This is a genomic window from Saccharopolyspora sp. MMCC62 (genome assembly GCF_057736575.1).
This window is the reverse complement of sequence record NZ_JBYKCM010000005.1, coordinates 22,951-49,191: the sequence shown is the minus strand read 5'-3', so window position 1 is coordinate 49,191 and position 26,241 is coordinate 22,951. Positions and strand designations below refer to the sequence as shown.

At 74.3% G+C, this 26,241-nt stretch carries 19 protein-coding genes, 1 other RNA gene and 1 pseudogene; 12 read left to right on the top strand and 9 right to left on the bottom strand.

Translation table 11 applies throughout. From position 1 onward, the window contains the following. Positions 1-207: 207 nt before the first annotated feature. From AC29IT_RS13590 to AC29IT_RS13575, 4 genes are read right to left on the bottom strand one after another with little or no spacing between them, the layout of a single operon-like run. The gene (locus AC29IT_RS13590; protein ID WP_488218904.1) at positions 208-1,485 is read right to left on the bottom strand and encodes a DUF2399 domain-containing protein; all 1,278 of its coding nucleotides are present in this window, start codon (positions 1,483-1,485) and stop codon (positions 208-210) included. Then, positions 1,478-5,689 (bottom strand): TIGR02680 family protein, encoded by a 4,212-nt coding sequence (locus AC29IT_RS13585; RefSeq protein WP_488218903.1) that lies wholly within the window; start codon positions 5,687-5,689, stop codon positions 1,478-1,480. The genes AC29IT_RS13590 and AC29IT_RS13585 overlap by 8 nt, the downstream gene beginning before the upstream one ends. Then, positions 5,686-6,942 (bottom strand): TIGR02678 family protein, encoded by a 1,257-nt coding sequence (locus tag AC29IT_RS13580; protein ID WP_358433586.1) that lies wholly within the window; start codon positions 6,940-6,942, stop codon positions 5,686-5,688. Before AC29IT_RS13580 ends, AC29IT_RS13585 begins: the two co-directional genes overlap by 4 nt. Then, the gene (locus tag AC29IT_RS13575) at positions 6,939-8,573 is read right to left on the bottom strand and encodes a TIGR02677 family protein (RefSeq protein WP_358433583.1); all 1,635 of its coding nucleotides are present in this window, start codon (positions 8,571-8,573) and stop codon (positions 6,939-6,941) included. Before AC29IT_RS13575 ends, AC29IT_RS13580 begins: the two co-directional genes overlap by 4 nt. 170 nt (positions 8,574-8,743) lie before the next feature. Between AC29IT_RS13575 and AC29IT_RS13570 the strand changes: the two genes are divergently transcribed. Further along, entirely contained in the window at positions 8,744-9,691 is a 948-nt protein-coding gene (locus tag AC29IT_RS13570) for a cobalamin biosynthesis protein (protein ID WP_358433580.1), read from the top strand. On the opposite strand, the gene AC29IT_RS13565 is transcribed toward AC29IT_RS13570, so the two are convergent. The 3 genes from AC29IT_RS13565 to AC29IT_RS13555 form a co-directional block, all read right to left on the bottom strand. Beyond that, positions 9,692-10,522 (bottom strand): SURF1 family cytochrome oxidase biogenesis protein, encoded by an 831-nt coding sequence (locus tag AC29IT_RS13565; protein ID WP_488218902.1) that lies wholly within the window; start codon positions 10,520-10,522, stop codon positions 9,692-9,694. 108 nt (positions 10,523-10,630) lie between these two features. Next, on the bottom strand, positions 10,631-11,497 hold the full coding sequence (locus AC29IT_RS13560) for a fructosamine kinase family protein (protein ID WP_488218901.1): 867 nt from the start codon (positions 11,495-11,497) through the stop codon (positions 10,631-10,633). Positions 11,498-11,811: 314 nt separating this feature from the next. Then, on the bottom strand, positions 11,812-12,270 hold the full coding sequence (locus AC29IT_RS13555; protein ID WP_488218900.1) for a low molecular weight protein-tyrosine-phosphatase: 459 nt from the start codon (positions 12,268-12,270) through the stop codon (positions 11,812-11,814). 119 nt (positions 12,271-12,389) lie between these two features. Between AC29IT_RS13555 and cobC the strand changes: the two genes are divergently transcribed. The 4 genes from cobC to AC29IT_RS13535 are packed head-to-tail and all read left to right on the top strand — an operon-like array spanning position 12,390 to position 16,219. Beyond that, positions 12,390-13,424, top strand: a complete 1,035-nt coding sequence (gene cobC / locus AC29IT_RS13550) for an Rv2231c family histidinol phosphate aminotransferase CobC (protein WP_488218899.1) — start codon at positions 12,390-12,392, stop codon at positions 13,422-13,424. Between the two features lie 31 nt (positions 13,425-13,455). Next, positions 13,456-14,316 (top strand): Nif3-like dinuclear metal center hexameric protein, encoded by an 861-nt coding sequence (locus tag AC29IT_RS13545; RefSeq protein ID WP_488218898.1) that lies wholly within the window; start codon positions 13,456-13,458, stop codon positions 14,314-14,316. Further along, a complete protein-coding gene (locus AC29IT_RS13540) occupies positions 14,313-15,041 on the top strand; it encodes a zinc ribbon domain-containing protein (protein WP_358433562.1) in 729 nt (242 codons plus the stop codon). Before AC29IT_RS13545 ends, AC29IT_RS13540 begins: the two co-directional genes overlap by 4 nt. Beyond that, positions 15,041-16,219, top strand: a complete 1,179-nt coding sequence (locus tag AC29IT_RS13535) for a bifunctional RNase H/acid phosphatase (protein WP_488218897.1) — start codon at positions 15,041-15,043, stop codon at positions 16,217-16,219. Before AC29IT_RS13540 ends, AC29IT_RS13535 begins: the two co-directional genes overlap by 1 nt. Positions 16,220-16,313: 94 nt before the next feature. Here the strand turns inward: AC29IT_RS13535 and AC29IT_RS13530 are convergent, their stop codons facing one another. Together AC29IT_RS13530 and rnpB are read right to left on the bottom strand one after the other, a co-directional pair. Beyond that, positions 16,314-16,850, bottom strand: a complete 537-nt coding sequence (locus AC29IT_RS13530) for an NAD(P)H-dependent oxidoreductase (protein ID WP_358433556.1) — start codon at positions 16,848-16,850, stop codon at positions 16,314-16,316. A 217-nt stretch (positions 16,851-17,067) separates the two neighbouring features. Next, positions 17,068-17,460: RNase P RNA component class A (gene rnpB, locus AC29IT_RS13525), an RNA gene on the bottom strand. Positions 17,461-18,008: 548 nt separating this feature from the next. On the opposite strand from rnpB, the gene AC29IT_RS13520 reads away from it, so the two are divergent. From AC29IT_RS13520 to AC29IT_RS13490, 7 genes and pseudogenes are all read left to right on the top strand, one after another. Then, on the top strand, positions 18,009-18,317 hold the full coding sequence (locus AC29IT_RS13520; RefSeq protein WP_224956162.1) for a hypothetical protein: 309 nt from the start codon (positions 18,009-18,011) through the stop codon (positions 18,315-18,317). A 6-nt stretch (positions 18,318-18,323) separates the two neighbouring features. Next, positions 18,324-18,695 (top strand): annotated as a pseudogene (locus AC29IT_RS13515) (hypothetical protein); the annotation flags it as partial. A gap of 193 nt (positions 18,696-18,888) precedes the next feature. Next, complete coding sequence (locus AC29IT_RS13510) at positions 18,889-21,792, top strand: ATP-binding protein (protein WP_358433550.1); 2,904 nt, start codon at positions 18,889-18,891, stop codon at positions 21,790-21,792. Then, on the top strand, positions 21,789-23,756 hold the full coding sequence (locus AC29IT_RS13505; protein ID WP_488218896.1) for a hypothetical protein: 1,968 nt from the start codon (positions 21,789-21,791) through the stop codon (positions 23,754-23,756). Before AC29IT_RS13510 ends, AC29IT_RS13505 begins: the two co-directional genes overlap by 4 nt. 83 nt (positions 23,757-23,839) lie before the next feature. Beyond that, entirely contained in the window at positions 23,840-24,421 is a 582-nt protein-coding gene (locus AC29IT_RS13500) for a hypothetical protein (protein WP_488218895.1), read from the top strand. A 1-nt stretch (position 24,422) separates the two neighbouring features. Then, positions 24,423-25,508, top strand: a complete 1,086-nt coding sequence (locus tag AC29IT_RS13495) for a C40 family peptidase (protein WP_358433541.1) — start codon at positions 24,423-24,425, stop codon at positions 25,506-25,508. A 236-nt stretch (positions 25,509-25,744) separates the two neighbouring features. After that, positions 25,745-26,230 carry a hypothetical protein gene (locus AC29IT_RS13490; RefSeq protein ID WP_358433538.1) on the top strand — a complete coding sequence of 162 codons (486 nt, stop codon included), beginning with the start codon at positions 25,745-25,747 and terminating at the stop codon, positions 26,228-26,230. Positions 26,231-26,241: the final 11 nt, after the last annotated feature.

Genomic DNA, 26,241 nt, shown 5'->3' with positions numbered 1-26,241 from the left:
TCTTCCCGAGTGGCTCCGCCACGAGGGAAAAAACCGTCCTCGCGAGGGAACCGCTGAGAACCCGCTGCGGTGCCGGTTGATCAGGTGGTCGTCAGCTCAGCGGCTTCGCCGCTGACAGGAAAGCGCCATGACCGGCCGGACAGGTTCGAAGCCGGGCGGTGCGGCTCCGCCACCCGCCGCACTCCGCACCAGCAGGAGGACGACCGATCAGGAGAGCGTCCCGGTGCGGAGGTCGTCCAGGAGTTGCGGCAGCACCGCTTCCTCTTCCACCGCGCGGGAAGCGGTCGACATGAGTTCGGCGAGCTGCGGGTCCCAGGGCGTGTCGACGGGGCTGCCGACGAGGTTCGGCAGGTCCAGCCGTTCCCGCGCGGCCCGGTCCACCGCGTCCCGGTAGTCGGCCGCCGACATCCGCCACAGGCCGATGTCGCGCTCGGCCCACAGCGAACGGGCGACGGCGATGCCGGGCCAGTCGAAGTCCCCGTGCAGGTGCAGCAGCGCGCCGTCGGCCCGCAACCGGTCCAGCAGCGCGAGCCCCACGGTCGACGGGGTTCCCGCGAGGCAGACCAGCGGGTGCCGCACGTCGGCGCGCACGGCGGCTTCCACCAGCCGCGGCCGTTCGCAGACGGCCACCACCGCGCCGGGTTCGACGAGCCGGTCGGGGGCGGCGGCCAGGTCGCGGTGCGTGAGGTGGGTGGGCAGGCCGAGCTCGGTGCGGCCGGTGATCGAGCGGGACCAGGCGTCCTCGCCGCGCAGCGGCAGCGCCCAGCTCAGCACCGTGCCCGCCACGTCGTCGAGGGTCACCCCGCAGCGCTCCCACAGCGACCGCCGGTCCCGTTCGCCGCCGGGCGGTTCGACGTGGTGGGCGAGCGCGGCGGCGCGCAGCACGATGCGGCTCAGCGTCCCGCCGTCGTCGAGCTCGCTCGGTTCACCGGGCGCGGCGAGGTCGGCGCGCGACACCCACGACGCCGGGGTCGCGCCCGGGACGAGGGTGAGCGCGGACAGCACCGCACCGGCCCGCCCGGCGATGCGCGGCAGTTCGGCGTCGGCGACGCGGCCGTACCGGTGCAGCCAGCGCACCCACGCCTCCGCCCACGGGGCGCGGTCCAGGCCGTGCTCGGCGAGCGCCGTGCGGGCCTGCACGACCGCGGTGGATTCCCGTTGCGGCGCACCGGTTCCGACGGTGTCGACGGGTTCGCCGTGCAGCACTTCCAGCACCTGCGCGAGCCCGAGCCCGAAGCGGCCGTCGGCGCGCAGCACCTGGTCCAGCTTCGCCACCATGATCCGGGAGTGCCCGAGGTACAGCTCCCGGCCGTAGATCTCGCTGACCGCGGCGCGGGTCGTCTCGTCGGGCAGCGCCACGGAGAACCGGTCCGGCCGCTTCGCCGATTCCAGCGCCTCCCGGGCCTGCGCCCAGAACTCGCGCAGCACCTCGCCGCCCCATTCGGCGCGGACCTGCTCGCGGACCTGCGCGGACACCTCAGCCATCGGTGCGCTCCATGTCCCGACCGTCCCACGTGGTGTGGGTGCAGGCGATGCCGTGCCCGCTGCGCGGCCGCAGCACGTCGTAGATGTGCATCTTGGGGATCTTCGGCGACACGCCCCACCCGCTGGGCCAGGTGATCAGCCAGTCCATGTCCAGGTCCACCAGCAGCCCGAGCATCCGCGCGATCGTCGGGTCGTCGAGCCGCTCGAACGCCTCGTCCAGCAGCACCAGCCGCAGCGGTCCGCGCCCGCCGGAGGACACGCTCACCGCGTCGTAGAACGCGGCGGCCGCGGCGAACAGCGTCACGTAGGAGATCAGCCGCGTCTCGCCGGAGGACAGCTGCCGCAGCCGGCGCACCCGCGGTTTGCCCTCGGGGCCGGTGTCGCGGACGCGCACGGTGAACGCGAACCAGGAGCGGTAGTCCAGCGCCCGGGACAGGATCTCCGCGTAGCCGCCGGAGGCGCTGTCCCGCTCGGCCTCGATGAGGTCGGTGAACACCTTGCGCAGCAACGAGTCCTGGTCGTCGCTGCGGTCGGCGAACGGGGTGCGCACCAGGTCGACGGCCTGCTTGATGTCGTCGCCCAGCGACGGCGCCGGTTCCCACTCCAGCTGGACGTGCACGCCCTGGCTGGAGCGGGCGCCGTCGAGGACCTCGTTCATCCGCTTGCACAGGTCTTCGGCCACCGTCACCTGGCCGCGGAGCCGTTCGGCGAGGTCGCGGATCAGGTAGTCGGCGAAGATCGACCGGTAGCGCTCGTTGAGGAATCCGCGCTGCTCGGCGAGGCGTTCGGCGACGCGGCGGGCGGCGTCGGCGACCGGCTGCGGGCCTTCTTCGCCGGTGACGGTGACGGTGAGCAGGCCCTGCTGGTCGCCCGCGGCGATGTCGTAGCCGCCGCTGAGCGACTGCTGCAACGCCTGGAACCGGTTGAGCACGGCCGTTTCGCCCGCGGTCTTGCGGTCGCCCGCGGCGGCGAGCAGCTCTGCGGCCTCGGCCGGGTCCTCGGGCGGGGCCACGTCCCTGGCGGCCTCGGGGTCCCTGGCGGCCTCGGCATCTCCGTCGGCCTCGGCGGGCACCACTTCGGCCGCGGCCCATACGCCGGGCACCCGCAGCGCGGCGGTGAACGCGGTGGACGCGGTCTCGGCGTCGGATTCGCGACCGGCGAGCTGGGCGTGCTTGGACTCCTGCTGGGTCTCCAGCCGCACCACCTGCTCGCGGGCGGTGCTGATCCGTTCGCGCGCGGCGGGCAGGTCCTCGCGCAGCCGGGCGCGTTCCCGCTCCAGTTCGCCGACCTTCCCGGAGATCTCCTGCGCCTGCCCGCCGACGGCGTCGTTGAGCTCGGTGAGCCCGGCGGCCTGCTCGGTGTGCGCGGTGCAGCGCTGTTCGGCCTGCGCTTCGGCTTCCATCCGGTCGGCGACCGCGGCGTCGTGGTGCAGCGCGATGTCGCGCAGGTCGGCCAGCGTCGCCAGGCACCGCGTTTCGAGCACCTCGTGCAGCGCGTCGATGGCGTTGCGGGCGTCGGTCGCGGCCCGGTTGGCCTGCTCCAGCGCCTGCGTCTCCGGCGGCAGGTCCGCTTCGCCCGCGGCGCGCACCAGTTCGGCGCGGGTCGCCTGCCAGCGCTGGTCGGTCTCGTCGAGCTCGCCGCGGGCCTGCTTGGCGTGCCGGTCGGCGTCCTCGGCGGCGTCGGTGGCGGTGGCGACCTGGGCGTGCGCGGTCACCAGGTCGGCGTCGTCGGGGAAGGACTCGAGGTGCCGTTCGAGCGCATCGCCGTGCTCGGTGGCCTCGCGGTGCCGCTTCTCCACGTCGCCGATCTGCTCGCGCAGCGCGGCGAGCTGCTCCTCCAGCTCGGCGATGCGCCGGGCGCGGGACTCCTCGCGGGCACCCGCGCCCACGTACTCGGCGGAGTCCTTGTGCCACGTCCCGGCGAGCACGCCGGCGCGCCAGCGGCCCGCGGTGTCCACCGACAGGCCCTGGGAGCCCACTGTGGACACTGAGGCGAGCAGGGCGGCGACGTGCTCCGCGGGCACCGGGCAGCCCGGCTCCGGCGCGGGCACCAGCAACTCCGCCAGCGTCCCCGCCGACCCCGCCTCGCCCGGCGCCGCCAGCACGTCCTCGAAACCGGCGACGGTGCCCTGCGCGGACACCCACGCGTTGAGCAGCCCGCTCGCCTGCAGCGCGGCCTCCAGCCCGGCCCGCTGCGCGTCGTCCAGGGACGGCTGGAAGTCCACCAGCCGGTAGAACGCGCGCCCGTCCTGCTCGGTGCGCTCCGCGGTCGCCCAGTCCGGGCGGGCCGGGGTGCGCTCGACGCCGGACCGCAGCTCGGTGAGCTCCTGCTCACCGGTGCGGACCTGGGCGCGCACCTCGCCGAGTTCCTGCTCCACCGCGGAGATCCGCTGCCGCGCCTCCTGCAGCCGCGGCCGCGCCCACTGCCGCGCGCGTTCCTGCGCGGCGCGCGCCGCGGACCGGTCCGCCAGCAGCCGCTCGGCCGCGGGCGGCTCCGGCACCGGATCGTCCACGATGGACTCCGGGTGCTCGGAACCCCAGCGCTGCGCCCGCTGCCGCCACTCCGCAGCGGCCTCCTGCAACCGCTGCTGCGCCTGGTTGCGCCTGCCCACGGACTCGGTGGCGATCAGCTGCGCCTGCCGCGCCTGCTGCTGCAGCTTGCCGACCTGCTCGCGCTGCCGGTCCAGCTCCACCGCCTGCTGGTGCAGCGTCAACGTCCACGCGCCGCGGCGCTGCGCCTCCGCGCTCGCCTGCGCGGCCCGGTCGGCGACGGTGCGGAACCGGCGCGCCAGGTCGTCGGTGTCCACTTCGGGGGCGCTGCGCCGGTCCACCTCCAGCAGTTCCGCATCCGGTTCCGGCGCGGCCCGCACCCGTTCCGGGACGCTGACCGGCTCCGCCTTCGGCACCTCCGGCGGGCGCGGCACCAGGTTCCCGTCCAGGCCCGCCGCGGCCAGCTGCCGGTTCGCGCGCTGCGCCGCCTGCTCCGCGGATTCCGCGTCGCCCACCAGCCTGCGCAGCGTGCCCAGCACCGACTCCGCCGACCGCTCCTCCTGCGCGCGGTGCCGGGCCGCGGTCTCCAGCGCCGCCACGGCCGCCGATCGCGCGCCCTCCACGACGCGTTCGCGGTCCCGCAGGTTCTGCAGCTCCGCGTACGCCGGGTGCGAGCGCAGCGCCTCGATGCTCGACTCCAGCGTGCCCTCGCGCTGCTCCAGTTCGGCGACGGTGCGCTGCGCGGTGTCCCGCTCCTCGCGGTGCGCGGTGACCTGCCGGTCCAGCTTGGCGAGCTCCTTGCGCAGCACCGCCAGCCGGTCCTGCGCCGAGCGCATCGACTCGGCCCGCTCCCGCAGCGCCCCCAGCGCGTAACCCGAGTAGGTCGACAGGAACGCGCCCAGCGCCTTGTCCGCGCCGGTCAGCCGGACGATGTTCTCCCGGATCGACTCCAGGTCGTCGAACGAGCTCGCCAGCCGCTCGATCAGCGCCGGTTCCAGCGGCGGCAGCGCGTCGGAGAGGATCTGCTCCAGCTGCCCCTCCAGCACCTTCAGGCCCACGTCCGGGTTCCGCAGCGTGCGCTGCAGGTGCAGCAGGTCGCCGTAGCGCGCCGCGGGCACCCCGTAGACCTGCGCCGCGACCTTCGCGCGGAAGCCCTGGTCGTCGAGCACGCAGTCCGCGCCCAGCAGGTCCCGCAGCTGCGCGGGCCCCAGCGGCACCCGCTCCGGGCCCACCAGGTGCAGGTTGATCCCCACCCGCCGCGAAGTGACGAACCGCCACGAGTCGCTGACCGCCTGCGAGGTCTTCGACGCCTTCACCCCGACCCCGCAGGTGAGGAATTCCTCGCCGCCGTCGGGGGACTCGCGGCGCAGCTCCACCCACGCGTAGCCGATCCGGTTCGGCCCGCCCGGGTACTCGTCCAGCATCAGCCGCCGGATGCTGACCGTGTCGAAGCCCTTCGAACCCAGCTGCCGCAGATCCCCGTCCAGGCACAGCGGCAGCAGCAGCTCCAGCGTCCGGGACTTCCCGGAACCGTTGGTGCCCTGGAAGATCGCCCGCCCGCCGGAGAGGTCGAAGGTGTGCTCGGCGTACTGCCAGATGTTCACGATGCCGCCGCGGTGCAGCCGCCAGCGGTGCACCGGACCCGCGGAGAGCGTCGCGTCACCCGGGTGGGGGGCGGTGGCGTCCACCGCTGCGGTCGCGTCGTCGGGGCTCACCGTGCACCGTCCTCTTCCAGGTCGTCGAACAGGGACAGGCCCGGCGGTTCCGGGGCCGGCGGGGGTTCCGGTTCCCGGCCGGGCGCGGGCGTCGCGTCGGGCTCCGGCAGCCACCGGTGTGCGGCCGGGCTCAGCCACCAGGTGAGCCCGCCATGATCCTCCCCGGTGGTGGCGGTGCCGTCAGCGGCCTCGCCGCGCAGCACCCCGAGGCGGCGCAGCAGGTCGGCGACCGAGCGGACCAGCTCCGCCGGTTCCTCGGTGGCCTGCCGGGACCACGCGGCCGGGTAGGACTCGACCAGCTCCGCGCACACCTCGGCGAGCTGCTCCTCGGTCACCGGGTGCCTGCCGTCGGACTCGCGGGGCTCGCCGAGCTCCAGCAGCCGCGGCAGCGCCAGCAGCGCCACCCGGGCCACCGTGCCGGTACCGGGGAACGGCGTGTCGGTCAGGTAGTCCTCCGGGTCGCTGACCACGACGCCCTCGGAGCGGACCTCGGTGACCAGGCCGAAGAACCGCTCCAGCAGGCGGGATTCCACGCCGAAGTTCTTCAGCAGCCACTCGCGCTGCTCGGCGGGCAGGTCGGCGTAGAGCACCACCGGGTCCTCCACCAGCCGCCGCCGCACCACGTGCTCGACGCTGCGCGGCCCGGCCTGCGCCGCGGCCGCCACCAGCTCGTCCGGGCCGTCCGCGGCACCGATCGGGCCCGCGGGCAGCTGGCCGAGCAGGTCGGTGTCGATGGTGATCAGCGCTTCGGCGGTGGAGTCGGTGGCGGTGACGGTGCCCTCGGTCTCGCTGATCACGCCGAGCGCCACCAGGTGCCGCAGCGCCGCGGTCAGCGCCCGCCGGTCCGCCGGATCGTCCACCACCGGCACGCCCGCCTCCACCGCGGCGCCGCGCACGTCGGTGACCAGCCGGGACAGCAGCACCTGCCGCCCGATGCCGGTGAGGGTGGCCAGCGTCAGCGCCAGGTAGGCGTAGCCGCGCGGCGTCAGCGAGGGCTCGCCGCGGGTGGCGTCCGCGCCCGGCCCGGACTTGTACAGCCGCGCGAACCGGCGCTCCACCACCAGCCGGTAGCCCAGCAGCGCCGAGAACACCTCGTGCAGCGCCGCCCGCTGCCGGTAGATCATCGGCAGCAGGTCGCCGTCCGGCGTGCCCTCCCGCAGCAGCGGGCGGCGCAGCAGCGCCCGCGCGCAGCGCACCACGTTCGAGGCGTCGATGGACGACAGCTCGTCGAAGGTCTTCGTCGCCGCCGTCATCGGGTCGCCTCCGCCGGGATCGCGCCGTCGCCGTGCACGTCGAGCACCGCGTCGTTGAGGGTCAGCGCGCCCGCGCTGCTGCGGATGCGGGTGTGCGTGCCCGGTTCGGGCCGCACCGTGACCCGGAGCCGGTGCACCGGGTCGAGGGCGGTGCCCGGGTCGTCGGCGCTGTCGCGCTGCGCCATCGCCAGCGTCAGCAGCTCGCACAGCACGTCCAGCGCCTCCCCGGACAGCCGGGTCTCGGCGAGCGACCCGCCCGCGGCGGCGAGTTCGGCCACGGCCCGGCCGCGCCGCGCGTCCTCCGCGCGGGCTTCGGCGAGCAGCGTCTCCTCGGTCATCGGATCGTCCAGCACCCGCGAGGTGCGGCCGCGCGCCCCGCGATCACCGCGGCTGCGCACGCTCACCACCACGTCCTGCACCGGGCCGTCCCGCCACGGCACGTCGTGGTTGTCGCTGTCGTAGTCCGGCGCGGGCAGCAGGTGCCGTGCCGAGTGCAGCCCGAACGCGGCCGCGTACAGCCGGTGCGCCTCGTGCGGTTCGGCCTCGTCGAACCAGCGGGCCAGCTTCAGCAGCTCCCCGCGACGCCCCGGCAGCAGCCCGCCGCCGGAGGTCGCCCGCTTCACGCTCGCCAGCAGCGAGCCGATGGCGCGCGCCGTCGCCTCGCGCAGCGCCGCGACCTGGCTGGGCCTGCCGGGGGCGTCCACGAACCAGTCGGTGAGCTCCTGCCAGTCCGCGGCGGTCCGCCCGCGCGCCCGCTCCACGTCGGTGCCCAGCTGGTCGGCCGGTCCCAGCAGCCGCAGCAGCTCGGTGCGCGGCCCGGCCAGCCCGGCCAGCGAGCCCGCGATGGTCTCGGTGTGCCGCAGCACGTCCTCCACGACCATCTGGATGTACTCGACCAGCAGGTTGCGGAACCCGGAGATCTCGTCCGGCGCCAGGTGGTGGCGGGTGACGATCTCGCCGAGGTAGGCGTAGAAGTCGCGGACGGTGGCGGCGAGCTCGGCGTGCTGCAGGAACACGGTGGTGACGTGCTCGGCGAGCCGTTCCCTGGTCTGCCGGGCGCGCTTCGAACCGGGTTCGCGGTGCTCGGCGGTGAGCGCGGCGGACAGCGCCGAGCCGATCTCGCCGAGGCCGCGTTCGATGGCGGGCAGCAGTTCGCGGGACACCTCGCGGGCGCCTTCGGGGACGCGCAGCAGCGCGTCGATGTCCCGCTGCACCCGGACGGCGAGCTTGCTGACCTGGTAGCGGACGCTGCCGTGCTGGAACTCGGCGATGCTGGCCGCGATCGTCTCCCGGCGGCCCAGCACCAGGTTCCCCCAGCTGCGCAGCTGCTTGAGCCGCTCCACCACGGTGTCCACATCGGACTCGCCGGGGTCGATGCGGCCCTCGCGCTCGGCGGCGGCCAGCGCGGCGGTCACCTCGCCGATCGACAGGTCGGCGAGCAGCGTCGAGGTGAACAATCGCATGATCGCCAGGTAGGTGCGGTGCTCGCGCGCGCTCAGGTAGGCGAACAGCCGCAACCGCTGCTGGTCCGCCCGAACGTCGTCCGGTGCCTGCGCGGGGGCGGGGGACTCGGCTTCGGTGCCCGCCACCCCCGCGCGCAGCACGTCAGCTTCGTGATCCGGGGCCGTCACGGTCGGCCACGATAACCCGTGGCACCGGTACTCCCGGTCAAGAGCCCGGTGAACCGCTCACCCTGCGTGCGTGCCGCCCGCCGCGGCGGCCCGCATCGGCTGTAGCGTTCTGTGCTGCCCGGGCGGGCGGACGAAGCGCCGGTCGGGGGAACGAAGGGGGAGACTCGGCGGTGAGAGCGGGACGAGCGGTCGGATTGCTACTCGGAGTCGCGGCGGACGCTGCACTCGGTGACCCACGGCGGGGTCATCCCGTCGCCGGGTTCGGTCGCCTCGCGCAGACCGCGGAACGGGTGCTGCACCGCGACGAGCGCGCCGCGGGCGTGCTCTACAGCGGCCTGCTCGTCGGCGGGACCGCCGCACTGGGCGTGCTCGCCGACCGCGCCGCGCGCCGCGGCGGCCCGGCCGCGGAAGCCGCGGTGACGGCGCTGGCGACCTGGGCGGTGCTCGGCGGCGCCTCGCTGGCCGACGAGGGCACCGCGATGGGCAGGCTGCTCGACGCCGGTGACCTGGACGGCGCCCGCGGGCGCCTCGCGCACCTGTGCGGGCGGGAAGCGGCGCACCTCGACGAGCAGGGCCTCGCCAGGGCGACCGTCGAATCGCTCGCGGAGAACACCTCCGACGCCGTGGTCGCCCCGCTGGTGTGGGGCGCGGTCTTCGGGGTTCCCGGCCTGCTCGGCTACCGCGCGGCGAACACCCTGGACGCGATGGTGGGCCACCGCAGCCCGCACTACCTGCGGTTCGGCTGGGCCTCGGCGCGGCTGGACGACGCGCTGAACCTGGGGCCCGCGCGGCTGGCCGCGGTGCTGACCGCGCTGTGCGCGCCCGTCGTCGGCGGTTCCGCCGGTGGGGCCTGGCGCACCTGGCGGCGGGACGCCTCCGCGCACCCGAGCCCGAACGCCGGGCAGATCGAGGCCGCGTTCGCGGGCGCGCTGCAGATCCGCCTCGGCGGGCGCACCGTCTACGGCCACACCACCGAGCAGCGGCCGATCATGGGGGAGGGCCGCACCGCCGACGCGGGCGACGTGCGGCGCAGCGTGGAGCTGTCCCGGGTGATCGGCTCGGTCACCGGCGCGCTGGCCGCGGTCGCGGTCGTCGCGTTCGGCGTCCGCCGCGGCTGATCACTCGCCGGTGCCGGCCCGCTCGCGTTCGCGGCGCTCGTCCTCGGCGACGGCCTCGGCGACGGACATCTTCCGCGGCTTCCGCGCCCCGCCCGCGGTGGCGTCCTCGGGCGGCCGCAGCTCCGCGTAGATCAGGTAGCCGATGGCGGCCAGCGCCATCACGCCGAACGAGATCCACTGCAGCGCGTACGAGAAGTACGGGCCCGCCGACAGCTGCGGCAGCGGCAGCGCGCCCAGCGTCCCCGGCTGGTCCTCCACCAGCGCGAAGTAGCCGGGGCGCAGCGCCACCCCGGTGCCCGCGCCGACGACGTGCGAGTCCACCGAGTAGGTCCAGCGGTGCCCCTGCCGGTCGAACAGCGGCCGGTGCTCCTGGTCCCGCTCGTCCATCCGGACCCGCGCGGTGATCGTGACCTGCCCGGTGGGCGCCGGGTCGTAGTCCGGCGCGTCGGTGCCGACCGGGCGCAGGAAGCCGCGGTCGACCAGCAGCGTCTCGCCGGTGGTGGTGCGGAACGGGGTGAGCACCTCGATCGCGGGCTCGCCCTGCACGGACCGCAGCCAGGCCAGCGTCTCCGCCTCCGGCAGGTACGAGCCGGTGGCGGTGATCTTGGTCCACTCGGTGTCCGGCCCGGGCGCGGCGCCGCCCGGCAGCACCTCGTCCAGCGGTTCCGGATCGGCCGTGAACGAGTGGGTGATGGCCGCGTTGCGCGCCTGGGTCTCGTCGTCGCGGCCGAACTGCCAGGGCGCGAGGAGCGTGAAGCACAACGTCGCGAACAGCACGACCAGCAGGATCAACCCGATCCAGCCGGGGCGGAGCAGGAACTTCAGGCGCACCCCACCACGGTAGGCCGCGCGGCCGGGCGCGTGCCGCCCGCCCCCGTCACAGTGCGCCACGGCACACCAGGTCAACGCGCCGGGGCGGGAGCCGTCCCCGGGTGCCGATCAGGAGAGGGCGGCGCGGGCCGCGGCGACCGCCTGCCGCGCGTAGCCGCCGCCGAAGAGCACCGCGTGCACCAGCAGCGGGAACAGCTGGTGCACGCCCACCCGCTCCCGCCAACCCTCGGCCAGCGGCCGCACCTCCTGGTAGGCGGCCAGCACCCGCTCCAGGTGCGGGCAGCCGAACAGCGCCAGCATCGCCAGGTCGGTCTCCCGGTGCCCGCCGTGCCCGGCCGGGTCGATCAGCCAGGCGCGGTGCCCGTCCCAGTGCACGTTGCCCGCCCACAGATCGCCGTGCAGCCGTGACGGCGGCTCGTCGGCGCCCTCCAGCCCGGGCAGCCGCTCGCAGACGCGGTCGACCAGCGCGGCCGCCTCGCCGCCGAGCAGCCCGGCGTCCACGGCACCGCGCAGGTACGGACGCACCCGCAGGTCGGCGTAGAACTCGGGCCAGTCCGGACGCGGCTCGTCGCGCATCGGCGCGAGCCCGATCCAGGCGTCGGCGGGTCCGCCGGGCGGCGGGGCGCCGTGCGCGGCGGCGCCGGTGGCGTGCAGCCCGGCCAGGCCGCGGCCGAGCTCCTCCGCGGCGGCGGCCGTCGGAGATCCGGAGCCGAGGTGCTCGGTGACCAGGTGCCGCTCGGTGCTGCCGAGCACGGCGGGCACCGGCACCATCCCGGGTTCGGCGAGCCACGCCAGCGAGGCGGCCTCCGCGGCGACCGCTCCCGGCATCCCGTCCGGGTTGGTCTTCACGAACACCTCGCGGCCGTCGGCGAGCCGCACCGATCGCGCGTCGCCCGCGTCCCCGCCGCCGAGCGCCCGCACCGACACCGCCTCGACGCCGGTGCAGCGGAACACCACATCCTCGATCTCGCCCATGGGAACTGCCCTTCGAACTCGTGTCGCGTAGTGCTCGGGTGGCGGAACCTCAGCTGCTTCCCCGCTGCGGGATCGTTTTCACCGGTGGCCTCCGCCACAGGAGAAAACGCTGTCCTCGCGAGGAAGCAGCTGAGAACCCGCTGCTGGTCCTGCTGCGTGCGTGGTTTCTGCTCAGCGGCTTCGCCGCTGACAGGAAACCGGCCCGCCGGGCAGGTTTCAGCGACGGGCAGTCAGCCGTGTTCCCCGGCTGCGGGACCGCTCCGCCACCGCTACGGGAGCGGTGCCGGACCCGCCGCGCAACTCCGACGACCGGATCAGCCGTTCTCGCGGGTCCAGTCGAGCAGCTCGGGCATCGCGGCCTCGATCATGGCGAGCACGTCCTCGAAGCCGCGGTCGCCGCCGAAGTACGGGTCGGGCACTTCGGCGCCGTCGGCGGCGGCCGGGTCGAAGGAGCGCAGCAGCCGGGCTCGCTCCGGATCGTCCAGCGAGTCCCGCAGCACGCGCAGGTGCCCGGCGTCCATCGCGAGCAGCAGGTCGGCGTCCAGGTGCTCGTCGCCGAGCTGCGCGGCGACGTGCTCGGTGGGGTAGCCGTGGTCGGCGAGGACCTTGAGCGTCCGCGGGTCGGCGCCCTCGCCGACGTGCCACGGCCCGGTTCCGGCGCTGCTGACCTCGACCTGGTCCTCGAGGCCCGCGCGGCGGGCGTGCTCGCGGAAGACCACCGCCGCCATCGGCGATCGGCAGATGTTCCCGGTGCAGATGAACGAGATGTGCACGTGCGGCTCCTTGCGCGACTACCGGGCGTCGACCCGCCCGGCCAACGACCGTACGGGGCGCCGCGGCGGCCGCGGGAATCGGCGCCGGTGATCATCTACCGGTCGTTAGACTGCTGCCGATGACGAGCGGGGACGAGCGGGCGCTGCTGCGCCACCACGGCGATGTGGACGCCGAGCCGGGATTGCTCGACTTCGCGGTGAACGTCCGGCTGGAACGCCCGCCGCGCTGGCTGCGCGAGCACCTGACCGCCGCGCTGGACGACCTGGGCCGCTACCCGTCCGCCGCCGACGACCTCGCGGCCCGCACCGCCGTCGCGCAGCGGCACCGCCGGGATCCGGCCGAGGTGCTGCTGCTGTCGGGCGCCGCGGAGCTCTTCGCGCTGCTGCCCGGGCTGCGCCCGGCGCTGGCCGCGGTGGTGCACCCGTCGTTCACCGAGCCGGAGTTCGCGCTGCGCGCCGCGGACGTGCCGGTGCGGCGGGTGCTGCTGGAGGACCACCGGCTGGACCCGGCGCTGGTGCCGGACGAGGCGGACCTGGTGGTGCTGGGCAACCCGACGAACCCCACCTCGGTGCTGCACCCGGCCGCGACGATCCGGGAGCTGGCCCGCCCCGGCCGGCTGGTCGTGGTCGACGAGGCGTTCTGCGACGCGGTGCCGGGCGAACCGGAATCCCTTGCGGCGCAACGGGTTTCAGGCGTGCTGGTGGTGCGCAGCCTGACCAAGACGTGGGCGCTGCCGGGCCTGCGCGCCGGGTACGCGCTGGGGGAGCCGGAGCTGCTGGCGCGGCTGGCCGCCCCGCGCCCGCACTGGCCGCTGGGCACCCTCGCGCTGGCGGCGATCACCGCCTGCTGCGCCCCGCAGGCCGTCGCCGAGGCCGAGCGCGCCGCCGTGGAGATCGCCGAGACCAGGGACCGGTTCGCCGCCGACCTGGCCGAGGTGCCGGGCGTCGCGGTCGCCGGACCGGCCCGCGGGCCGTTCCTGCTGCTGGAAGTCCACAATGGCGAGAAGGTGCGCGCCGCGTTGCGCGAGCGCGGCATCGCGGTGCGGCGCGGCGACACCTTCCCCGGTCTGGGGCCGGACCACCTGCGGGTGGCGGTGCGCGATGCGGCGCGCAACGCGGTGCTGGTCCGGGCGCTGCGCGAACTTCTCGGATAGTGCGAAGACCGAACCAAGGGGTGCGATTCGGATGACCGTGCGGATTCAGGACGTCGTGGAGTCGTTGGAGGCCGCGTACCCGCCGGAGCTCGCCGAGAGCTGGGACGCGGTCGGGCTGGTGTGCGGGGACCCGCAGTCGGTGGTGCAGCGGGTGTTGTTCTGCGTCGACCCCGTCGAGTCCACTGTGGACGAGGCGGTGGACTTCGGTGCGCAGCTGCTCGTCTCGCACCACCCGCTGCTGCTGCGCGGCGTGCACGGGGTTCCCGCCGACGACCCGAAGGGGCGGCTGGTGCACCGGCTGATCCGCGCGGGCATCGGGCTGTACTGCGCGCACACCAACGCCGACACCGCCACCATCGGTGTCTCCGACGCGCTGGCCGAGGCGATCGGTCTCGACGTCACCGGCCCGCTCGCCCCGCACGCCGCGGGCTCCGCGACCGGGCTCGGCCGCATCGGCACGCTGCCCGAACCGGAACCGTTCAGCCGCTTCGTGCGGCGCGTCGCCGAGAACCTGCCCACCACCGCGTGGGGCGTGCGCGGCGCGGGCGACCCGGACCGGGAGATCCGCACCGTCGCGGTGTGCGGCGGCGCCGGGGACTCGCAGCTCGGCACCGCCCAGGACGCCGGGGTCGACGCCTACGTGACCGCCGACCTGCGGCATCACCCCGCCGGGGAGCACCTGGCGCGCGGCGGCCTGCCGGGCGCCCAGGTGCCCGCCCTGGTGGACGTGGCGCACTGGGCGAGCGAGTGGCCGTGGTGCCAGCAGGCTGCCGACGTCGTCGGCGCGGCCCTACCGGATACTGTCGAGGTTCTCGTCTCCACACGCCGGACCGACCCGTGGACCGCTCACGCCGCCGGCCCGGCCCCCGACTCTGGGAGGACTCCCGCGTGAAAGCCGACCCCGCCGTGCAGCGCAGGTTGCTCGACTTGGCGGAGGTGGACGCCGAGCTCAACCGCGTCAACCACCGCCGCCGCACGCTGCCCGAACTCGAGGAGATCGGCCAGCGCGAACGCGAACTGCAAGCCCAGCGGGACTCGCTGGTGGCCGCGCAGACCTCGTTCGGAGACATCGACCGGGACGCCAAGCGCCTCGAAGGCGAAGTCGACCAGGTGCGCAAGCGCGAGGACCGCGACCGCAAGCTGATGGAGTCCGGCGGCAGCGCCAAGCAGCTGGAGGACCTCCAGCACGAGCTGCAGACCCTCGCCCGTCGCCAGGGCAACCTGGAGGACGAGCTCCTCGAGGTCATGGAGCAGCGCGAAGCGCTCGAATCCGACGTGGCGCGCGCCCGCACCGGGGTCGAGGAGGCCGAGCAGCGCCTCGCCGACGTGCAGCACCGCCGCGACGAGGCGATGACGGACCTGGACACCGCCGAGGCCAAGCGCACCGTCGAGCGCCAATCCGTGGCCGGGACGCTGCCGGAACCGCTGCTGGCCCTCTACGACCGGATCCGCGAGTCCAAGGGCGTCGGCGTCGGCCCGCTGCAGGGCAACCGCTGCGGGGCCTGCCGCATCGAGCTCGACCGCTCCAAGCTCGCCGAGCTGCGCGACACCGCCGCCGACGACGTGGTCCGCTGCGAGGAGTGCGGCGCCATCCTGGTGCGCACCAAGGACTCCTGATGCGCGTCGTCGTCGAAGCCGACGGCGGTTCCCGGGGCAACCCGGGGCCCGCCGGCAGCGGAGCGGTGGTGCGCGACACCGGTGGGTCGGTGCTCGCCGAGCGGTCGAAGTGGCTCGGCGTCGCCACCAACAACGTCGCCGAGTACCAGGGCCTGCTCGCCGGGCTGCGCGCCGCCGCCGAGCTCGGCGCCGACGACGTCGCGGTGCGGATGGACTCGAAGCTGGTCGTCGAGCAGCTCTCCGGCCGGTGGAAGATCAAGCACGAAGCGCTGCGGGCCCTGGCGGAGGAGGCGAAGGAGCTCGTCGCCGGGTTCACCTCGGTCACCTTCGACTGGATCCCGCGGGCGGAGAACGCGCACGCGGACCGGCTGGCGAACGCGGCGATGGACGACCGCGCGGACGGGGGCTCCGACGCGCCACAGGCGGGCGGCGGCGCGGAGTCCGGTGCCGCGGGGGAGCCCGGCACCACTCAGGAACCCGGCACCACCCGGCAGCCCGCCGAGGAGTCCGGCACCACCACGCAGGACCGCACCCGCCCGTCCGGCTGGAACGGCGCCGTCGGCTCGCCCACGAAGATCCTGCTGGTGCGGCACGGCCAGACCGCGATGTCGGTGGACCGCCGCTACTCGGGCCGCGGCGACGTGCCGCTGACCGAGCTGGGGGAGCGGCAGGCGCAGGCCGCCGCCGCCCGGCTCGCGGGCATGGACGGCGTCCCCGGGGCTCCGGTGCTCGCGTCCCCGCTCGGCCGCACCCGGCAGACCGCCGAGGCCGTCGCCGCCGCCACCGGTTCCGAGCTGACCTTCCACGACGGGCTGCTCGAAACCGACTTCGGCGGCTGGGAGGGCCTCACCTTCACCGAGGCCGCCGCGGAGTTCCCGGAGCTGCACCGCAGCTGGCTGGGCGATTCCACCGTCGAACCGCCCGGCGGGGAGAGCCTCGAAGCCGTCTTCGAACGGGTCGGCGCGGTGCTCGACGAGATCCTGGACCGCTACGCGGGGCGCACCGTCGTGGTGGTCAGCCACGTCACCCCGATCAAGGCGATGCTGCGGCTCGGGCTGGACGTGGGGCCGTCGCTGTACTACCGGCTGCACCTGGACCTGGCTTCGCTGTCGATCGTGGAGTTCTACCCGGACGACAACGCCTCGGTCCGCCTGGTCAACGACATCTCGCACCTCTGAGCCCCGGCCCGGCGGCCGGGCCCCATCGCAGACCGCGGCCGGACCGCCTGCCCTCGGGCCGCCTGCCCTCGGACCGCGGCCGGACCGCGCAGGTTCAGGCCGCGGCCGGGACGGTCGCGAGATCCGCGGCGAAGCCGGTGAGGGCGCCGGTGAGGCGGCTCGCGGCGCGGGCGTCCCAGTCCCAGCCGTCGCCGGTGCCCGCGAGCCACTTGTCGAACAGGAAGCACGCCGGTGCCACCCGCAGCGCCCCGTGATCGGTGAGCAGCCGCCGCACCGCGTAGTCCGCGGCCCCCGACTGGGCCTGCGTGGACCCGAGGCACACCGGCTGCACCGGCCGCTCGCCCGCGGGCGGCATCACGTCCAGCCAGGCCCGCAGCAGCGGGCTCCCGGACACCTCGTAGGTCGGGGTGATCAGCGCGATCCCGTCCGCGCGGTCCAGCAGCCGCCGCGACCAGCGCAGCGCCGGGGCGTCCGCACGCCCGGCCAGCAGCGCCGATTCCGGCAGCAGTTCCAGCGGCAGCCGCCGCACCCGCAGCCCGGCGCCGCGCAGCACCTCCGCGGTGGCGCGGTGCAGTTCCGCTGCGCGCGAACGGGAATGGGGGCTGGCGGCGACGGTGACGACGGTGCGCATCGGGAGTTCTTCCTGCGTGCGGCCGGGAGTCCGGCCGGAACGGGCGTGGCGGCGATCGTTCAGCAGGCGGAACAGCGCGCGGTGCCGACGCGGGCGAAGTCCACGTAGCGGCGGCGGATCAGCCGGGCACCGGTCATGCGAGAAGTAGAGCAACGCCCGCGAATCCGGTCAATCCGGTTCCACCGGACGGGAAACCCGAACGGGCGGGAAGAGGGGGTGGAGGAGTCGGCCTGTAAGCCGGATCCTGTTCCCGGCGATCTCGCGATCGTCCGGTCGGCGACCATCCATCTCGGCCTGCCGTCGCCGGCAGGCTCCAGCGGCCTACCCGCAGGCTCGGGCGGGCAGCCCTCGATCACCTGCGCAGACGCCGTGGCGTCCTCTTGGCCTTGCTCCGGGTGGGGTTTACCTAGCCGCCCCGGTCACCCGGGGCGCTGGTGGTCTCTTACACCACCGTTTCACCCTTACCCGTCCGGCGAACCGGTCGGGCGGTCTGTTCTCTGTGGCACTGTCCCGCGGGTCTCCCCGGGTTGCCGTTAGCAACCACCCTGCCCTGTGGAGTCCGGACTTTCCTCGACGCGGTTGCCCGCGACGCGGCCGCCCGGCCGACTCATCCACCGGTTCCAGTCTAGCGATCGCGGGTGCGGGCCCGACGGCGCCCGGTCTGCGGGAACCCGGGCATTTCCGGCGCCGCGGAACCGGGTCGCTGGTCACTGCCCGTGGACCGACCTGATCGCGGCCGTGACCGGTGGAGCCGCTACGCTGGATGCAGTCAAGATCACGTCCGGGTGGCGGGCGACGGTCTCGTCGACCGATGTCCGGTGATCGGGTTCCGGTGCACCGCAGCAGGGTGTGCCGAATTCCACTGACCGGCCGTTTCGTGCACGGTCCGTGAGGAAGGGGCTCGCAACAGGGTGAACGATCCGCGGTTCCCGATCCGGCGCGTGCTCGCTTCCCGCACCACCGCGCGCACTGCTCCATCCGAGTCGAGCCCGATCGGCCCATTCGGTGACTGAGCCGGTGTGCCGACGTCATCTGTGGTGCTCGATCGACCACTACTGCTGGTGACCATGACATGTTCTACTCGTACCGTCCCGCCGGGAAGATCCGGCCGGCCGACGTACCCGCCCGACGACCCTTCACGCACTCAGGGGTAACAAGATGACCGCCATGTCGCTGGAAACGTTGGCGCACGTGCACGTGCTCGCCGCGCTCGACCCGTTGGCGCAGCAGACTGGTCTCGGGACCGAAGGCATCCGCGGCTGGATCCTGAACAACCTGCTGCCACTCCTGCTGCTCGCGGTCGCCCTGCTGCTGTTGTGGCTCGGTGGCGGCAAGGGCGACAACGCCGGTGTCATGCGCCGCGTGATGGGCGTGTTCGTGGCGCTGGCGCTGATCGGATTCGCGGTCACCGGTGCGGGCGTGGACATCGGCACGTTCATCGCCGGCCTGTTCAGCACCAACGGGTGATCAGCCGTGCGGATCCGCACCGATGACGAGGTCTACCGCGTCGACGCCGTGTGGCTCGGCCCGCCCAAGGCGACGTTCCCGTGGCGGGCGCGCTACGTGGCCTGGGGCGTGGGGACCGTCGTGTTCCTGCTGGTGCTCGCGGTCGAACGCCGGATGAACATCGGCTTCGGCCTGTTCTCCACCGGCTGGGCGGCCGTCATCACCATCCTGGTTACGCGGATCGTGTGTTCCAGGATCACCCACGAACGGCCGCTGGGAGCGGTGATGGTGATGTGGTTGCGTGAGCTCACCGCGCCGCGGGAACGCACCACCGGCAGCGGCGGCGCGGCAGGCGCCGCCCGGCTCAAGGTGCGCGCCGAGCGGCCACGCCCCAAGCAGAAGCAGTCCGGACGAGCGAAGAAGTCCACCCGGCGAGGCCGGGCGGCCCCCACCCGGCGGACCCGGCGCACCAGCCGGGGCCAGCAGGGAACCCAGCCCACCGGCGGTGCTAACCGGCAGGTCCGCCGCCCCAGGAAGTCCGCGGAACGGACCCGGTCCGCAGGCGGGCGCGCGCGTAGCAAGGAGGTTCGCGGTGTTCGGTCGCCGTCGAGGCGGTGAGCGCCAGGCCGCAGGGCCCGGCGCACCCCAGCGCGCCCCGCAGGGCAGGAGCGGGGCGCGGGGCAAGGCGAAGCGGCAGGACCGCAGGCTCCCCGACGAGCAGTCGTTGCCGAGCTACACGCCCTCCATCGCCGCCCGGTCCATCGACGGGCACCTGCTGCGCACCGGCCAGGACGTGTTCGCCTGGTACCGGCTGTCCCCGCAGCGCTGGTCGTTCCGCTCCGACTCGCAGCGCCAGGACCTGATCGCCGCCATCGCGGGCCAGTACGCCGAGCTGCAGGGCCGCTGGATGCACCTGCGCGTCACCAGCCGCCCGTACCCGATCCGGATGTGGGCGGAGGCGCACGTGCACAACGCGCGCGGCGCCCTGCCGGACGTGCCCGGTGCGCTGAGCTTCGACGACTACATGGTCGGCGAGCAGCAGCAGCTGATGGGCCGCTCGATGGCGGAGAAGGAGGTCTACCTCGGCGTCCAGGTGCAGACCCGGAACGTGGTGGACCGCGCCGTGGAGCGCGCCGCTCCGCTGCTGCGCCGGGTGTTCCCGGAAGCGGTGGACGCCGAGCTGGTCGCGCTGGACAGCGAGATCGAGCACCTGGACCAGGTGATCGGTTCCGCGGGTCTGGACGGCCGCCCGGTGACCGCGGAGGAGATCTCCTGGCTGATGCACCGGTCCTGCTCGCTGGGCCTGCCCGCGCCGCGGAACCTGCCCGCGGTGCCGGGCGCCGAGTGGGAGCCGGAGGACCTGGCGTCGTTCACCGACGCCGCCGACATGTACCAGGAGCCGTACTCGCCGACCGCCACCGTGCGCGGCCGCACCGGTTCCAACGCGGGCATCACCCGGCACGTCGCGGTGCTGACGGTGGGGCAGACGCACGGCCTGCAGATCCCGGAGATCGACGACCCGTGGATCCAGCACTCCGACCGGCTCCCCGCACCCGTGGAGTGGTCGGCGCGGATCTACGTCCGCCGCCCGGAGGACGTGGGCGGTGAGCTGCAGCGCCAGATGAACAAGGTGCGCTCGCAGGTCCGGCACTACACCGAGGAGCACGGCCTGGAGCCGCCGACCTCGCTGTCCCGCCAGGCGGGCCGGGTGCTGGAGATCGACGACGAGATGAGCACCGGCTTCACCGCGCTCGCCACCCGGGTCCGCTCGTGGTGGCGGCTGGCGGTGTCCGGTCCGACGGAGCGGGACGCGCTGCGGCTCGCCCAGCAGATCCTGGACCTGTACAAGCCGAAGGTCGCCATCGAGCACCCCGAGGCGCAGTACGCGATGGCCCGCGAGTTCATCCCCGGCGAGCAGCTGGCCTCCGGCGCCTACATGCGGCGCGGTTCGGTGGTCTGGGCGGCGTCCTCGGTGCCGCAGGCGACCGCGGAGGTCGGGGACCGCCGCGGCGTCCTGCTCGGCGAGACCTGCACGGCGACGCGGCGCCCGGTGGCCTGGGATCCGTGGATGGCGCAGGAGGTCCGCGACGCCTCGGGCCTGACCGCGATGGTCGCCGGGCTCGGTGGCGGCAAGTCGTTCCTCGGCGGCGGCACCGTCTACAAGACGTTGCGGGCCGGGGCGCACTGGACGCTGCTGGACCCGTCGGGTCCGCTGGCGGAGCTGTGCAAGTTGCCGGAGCTGCGGCCGTACGCGCGGCCGATCAACCTGCTCAACGCCCAGCCCGGCATCCTCAACCCGTACCGGGTGGTGGCGGAGCCGCAGCTGGAGCACTTCGTCGACGAGGACGACCCGGAGCGCAGCTGGCGGCGCGAACGCGCCCTGTCGGCGGCGACCCGCCGCCGGCTGGTGCTGGACGTGCTCACCGGCCTGCTGCCCTACGAGGTGGCGCGGCTGCCGCAGACCCGGATCGTGCTGCTGCGCGCGGTGCGCGCCGTCGGCGGCCGCCCGGACGCGCACCCGGGCATGGTGTTCGAGGCGCTGCGCCGCGACGCCTCCGAGCACCACGAGCACGCGGTGGTCGTCGCCGACTTCCTCGACGAGATCCGGGAGCGCATGTCGCTGCTGATCCCCGAGGCCGACGCCGACCCGTACTCGGAGACCCGCGAGGACCGGCTGACGGTGCTCACGATGGCCGGGCTGACGCTGCCGAAGGACGGCGTCGGCCGCGAGCACTGGACCGACGCCGAGGCGCTCGGCGTGGAGATGCTGAACCTGGCCGCGTGGCTGACCCAGCGCTCCGTCTACGAGCGGCCGAAGAACGAGCGCAAGGGCGTCTGGATCGACGAGGCGTTCTTCCTGTCCGAGGTGCCGACGGGCCGGGTGCTGATGAACCGGTTCGCCCGAGATTCCCGGAAGTGGAACGTCCGCGTGCTGCTGTCCAGCCAGATCCCGGCGGACTTCCTGCGGATCCAGGGCTTCGTGTCGCTGCTGGACTCGGTGTTCGTCGGCAGGCTCGACGACGACCAGGCCCAGTCGGACGCGCTGCGGCTGCTGAAGGTCCCGGTGGGCGCCGGCTACGAGCAGGTCGTCTCGGCGCTGGGCCGCAAGCCCGGCCCGGCGCGCAACAGCACCGAGCGGGACCGGGCGCCGCGGCAGTTCATCTTCGGCGACGGCGCGGGCGGCGTGGAGCGCATCCGCATCGACTTCGGCGGCCCGCACCTGGAGCACCTGCGTGAGGCGTTGGACACCACCCCGGCGAGCGCGGAGTCCGAACAGGACCTGCGGGCGCTGCCCGGTGCGGAGAGCGCGGCGAACTCGGACACCCCGCCGCTGCCGTCGCCACCGCACGTGCCCGAGGACGACTACGCCGACGACATCGAGGGCTTCGACGAGTTCGAGCTCGAATCGGTCGGCATCGGATCGGGCGAGGAACGCATCGACGGCACCGAGCGCGCGCAGCAGCGGCCCGGTCAAGGCGGAGACGAAGTGCGGTGAGCGCGCTGGTCGCGCCCACGATCATGGCGGCGGTGATCGTGGCGGTGGTGTGGGCCGCGAAACGAGTGCTGTCCCGGCGGCGCCTGGCGGAGCGCGCCCGCGGCCGCCGCTCGGCGGTGCTGCTGGTGGGCGCGCTCGTGGCGATCCAGGCGCTGATCGGGGCCCCGGCCTCGGCGCAGAGCCTGGACTGCTCGGAGCCGCCGAGCCCGGAGCGGCCCGGTTCCGGCATGGTCGGCGCGATCGACCCGGCTCCGCTGGGCTCCGGTCAGCCGGGCACCGCCTACGACGAGGTCGGCTACGCGGGCCTGGTGTGGCACACCTACGGGCTCGGCTGCGGCCCGCAGGGCGTGATGAACCCGAACGCGCTGGTCGACACCTGGCTGGGCAACGAGCTGTTCAACATCTCGAAGAACCTGGTGGGCGCGACCAACGGGCTGCACTACGCGCTGCTCAACGGCGAGCTGATGGGCCCGCTGGACGACCTGATCGCCACCGGCACGGTCGCGCTGTACGACAGCGTGTTCACGCCGTGGTTCGGGGTGGCGGCGCTCGTGCTGGCGGTGCTGCTGTTCCGCTACATCTGGCAGGGCGACCTGGCTTCGATCGGCAAGCGCACCATGTGGGCGCTGGCCGGGTTGTGGTTCGCCTCCGCCACCTACCTCACCCCGATGATCTACACGCACGCGCTGGACGAAGTGGTGATCACCGGCACGTCGGCGGTGCAGGCCGGGTTCCTCCAGCAGGTCGGGGTGGACGAGGCGAACACGCTGCCGACGGTGCTGCACCACCAGGTGATCTACCGGAACTGGCTGCGCGGCGAGTTCGGCTCGCCGGACACCCCGCAGGCCGAGCGGTACGGCCGCGAGCTGCTGCGGGCCCAGGCGTGGACGAAGCAGGAAGTGGCGGCCGGCGCGGACGCGGGCCCGTCGACGCCGAAGGAGACGGCGTTCACCAACGTCGCCGGGCAGCTCAGCTCGACCAGCGCCTACGGCTACTTCCAGGGCAAGGACGGCAGCCGCGTCGGCGCGGCGATGCTGTCGGTGGTGCAGAGCCTCTCGTTCGCCTCGTTCCAGCTGATGGCGAAGGCCGCGATCCTGCTGGCGCAGGTCCTGCTGCGGGTGCTGATCCTGGCCGGGCCGCTGATCGGCCTGGTGGCGCTGCTGAACCACCAGATCCTGCGCGCCGTGGGCCGCGTGGGCGGCGCGGCGATGTTGAACGTGCTGGTGATCTCGGCGATGGCCGGGCTGCACACCTGGGTGCTGGCGTGGATCTTCAACCCGCTGCGCGGTTTCCCGGTGTTGACGCAGATCCTGCTGGCCGGGCTGGTGACGATCGTGTTCATCATGCTCGGCAAACCGGTCCGCCGGATGGGGCAGATGGTGCAGCTCTCGATCGGCGGTTCCGGCGGCGTGGCGCAGCCCCGCGGCGTGTTCGGCCGGTTCCGCGGCCGCAGGCCCGCCGACGATCCGAGCGGCGACTTCTGGGAGCAGGTGCGCGAGTCCGATCCGGACGCGCCGCCGCCGGACCCGGCCGGGCAGCGCGGCAGGCGCCAGACCCGTCCGGAGGCCGACCACCAGACGATGTCCGTGACCGCGCAGCGGCTGGACCGGCAGGGCGGCCCGTGGGCGGCGCTGCCCGGCAGCGGTTCCCCGACCGGTGGCGGCGCGGTGTCGCCCGCGCTGCCCGCGTCCGGTCCCGCCGAGTCCCGGCGCCCCGGCGGCCCGGCGGCGGCGCTGCCGGAGGGCAGGCCGAGCCGCGTCGTGGACACCGCGCCCGTCGCGGACGCCTCCTGGGACCGGCGGGAGGAGCCGGTGCTGGTGCCGTCCCGCGCGGACAGCTCCCCGATCCCGGCGCAGGCGGAGCCGACCGCGCCGCGCCGCGCCGACATGGAAGTGGTCGCGGGCAAGCCGGTGTACGTGGTGTACCGGCCGTCCCGGGGCTTGGAGGTGGCCGATGGGGATTGATGATCGGCCGCGACCGGTGATTCGACAGCTGCAGCGGGCCGGGCGGGCGCGAACCCGACCGGCCGGGTGAAGGGGTACGGGCCATGCCGATCCGGACGCATCGGGGACGCGCCGCGGTCTACCGGAGGCTGTGGGGCTGGCCGCTGCGCTCGCCCAAGCACCTGGTGACCGCGGTGATCGTGCTGGCGGCCGTCGCCACCGCGGTCGGGCTCATGCTGCCGGAGCCGCCGCCGGCGCGGAACTACCGCTACCAGCCGGACGGCACCGAGCAGCAGCAGGCCGCCCCGGCACCCCCGAGCCCGACGCCCGCGCCGCCGCGGATCTCGGTGCCGAACACGCCGCCCGCGCCGGTCCCGCCCGATCCGGCGGGGCTGCGCGTGGTGGAGGCGTGGGGCGCCAAGTGGGCGACGCACCCGCCGGGCACGCCCGCCGGGAAGTGGGTGGAGTCGCTGCGGCCCTACACGACCGACGAGTTCATCACGGTGATGACCTCGGTGGATCCGGCGAACGTGCCGTCGACCCGGATCACCGGGCCCGCGGTGTCGTTGAGCTCCACCGCGAACTCGATCGCGGCCCGGCTGCCCACCGACGCCGGGGACATCGAGGTCGACGTGATGCGAACCGAACAGGGATGGCGCGTTTCCGGCTACAACAAGGTGAGCTGACATGCGGAAGTTCTTGGTCCTCGTCGTGGTGCTGTCCGGCTTCGCCGGGCTGGTCGGGCTGGGCGCGTTCGTGGTCGTGCTCTCCGGCATGCAGGGCGGTCAGAGCTGGTCGGAGTGCAGTTCGGGGCTCGGCCCGTCCGGGGACGGTGCGGGCCGCGGGGAGCGCGACGCGGGCGGCCTCGACCAGGAGTCGGTGCTGATCGCCAAGGAGATCATCAAGGTCGGCCAGCAGCGGAAGCTGCCGCCGCGGGCCTGGCAGATCGCGATCCAGGCGGGCAAGACCGAGTCGAACCTGTCGAACCTGACCCACGGCGACCGGGACTCGCTGGGCATCTTCCAGATGCGGCCGTCGATGGGCTGGGGCAGCGTCGCGCAGGTCACGAACGTCGAGTACCAGATCAACAAGTTCTACGACGTGCTGCTGGAGGTGCCGGGCTGGGAGCAGCTGCAGCCGGGCACCGCGGCGCAGCGCGTGGAGCGCTCCGCCTACCCGCTGCGCTACCACGAGTGGGAGCCGATGGCGGCGCACCTGGTCAGCGTCGAGGGCAACGTGGCCGGGTTCAGCGGCTGCGAGAACCTGCCGGCGGCCGGGGTGCTGGCCACCAAGGCGATCAGCTTCGCCGACCAGCAGGTCGGCAAGCCGTACGTGTGGGGCGCGGCGGGTCCGGACTCGTTCGACTGCTCCGGGCTGACGCAGATGGCTTGGAAGGAGTCCGGGGTGACCATCCCGAAGTACTCCCGCTCGCAGTACGCGGAGGGCGGCGCGCACATCCCGCTGAACCAGGCCCAGCCCGGTGACCTCGTGTTCTGGGGCGCGGGCCGGGAACCGGGGGCGATCCACCACGTGGCGCTGTACCTGGGCGACGACCAGGTGCTGCACGCGCCGCAGCCGGGTGAGTCGGTGGAGCGCACCGAGCTGTGGGACGGCGGGGAGCTGCTGCCGATGGTGGTGCGCCCGGCCGCGGACGAACCGGCCCCGGCCGCGCAGCCCACGATCCAGCCCGCTCCGGGCGGCGAGCAGCCCGCGGTCCCGGAGACGGGACCCGGCGGGCAACCGGGCCAGACTCCGGTGCGGCAGCCGGTGTAGCGGCCCCGGAGCATCCGGGTCAGCAGCACGCGCGGTGACGGTTCGCTCGCGCTGCGACACGATCTCCGGGATGGTTCGGACCGCTGATCGTGGCGGTCCGCTGTGGCAATCTTGGTCGCGGGCCGTTCGTCGGCCCGCTCCGGCGGCGCGCGGGTCCGCGGCCCGCTCCGCCGCGTGCGGGACGAGCACCGCCGAGCGGTGCGAGTCCCGCGGTGTGTCCTACTCCGGGAGGAAGCATGTTCACCCCAGACCCCATTCCGAGGCGTTCGGCACCTCCGGCGTCCAGCACGCCGCTGGGCGACTACCTCTCCCGCGCGGGGCACGGGGTCGACGCCGGGTACGCGGTGCTGCCGCGCTCGCTGGCGGAATCGATGCCGCTGCCGTGGCAGCAGCACATGCGCCACCTGCTCGCCGAGTTCCACCAGGCCTTCGGGCACCTGCAATGGCCGGTGTACCGGGTGGTGCCGTCGCGGTACGAGCGGCTGGTGGACCTGGACGACGACCAGCTCGCCGAGGTCGGCTGCACCGTGGAGGTCGGCGACAGCGGTGAGCTGGAGTACCGGCTGCGCGACGGCCGCCGCATCGAGAACCCCGAGAGCAGGCAGGTCCTGGTGTCCTGCCTGGACCCGATCCCACCGCGGCAGCACCCGGGCGGCCCGCCGCCCGGACGGCCGCCCGGCCCGCCGCCCGCGCCGGGCGCTCCACCGCCTCCTGCGTGGTGAGCGCGGCGGGT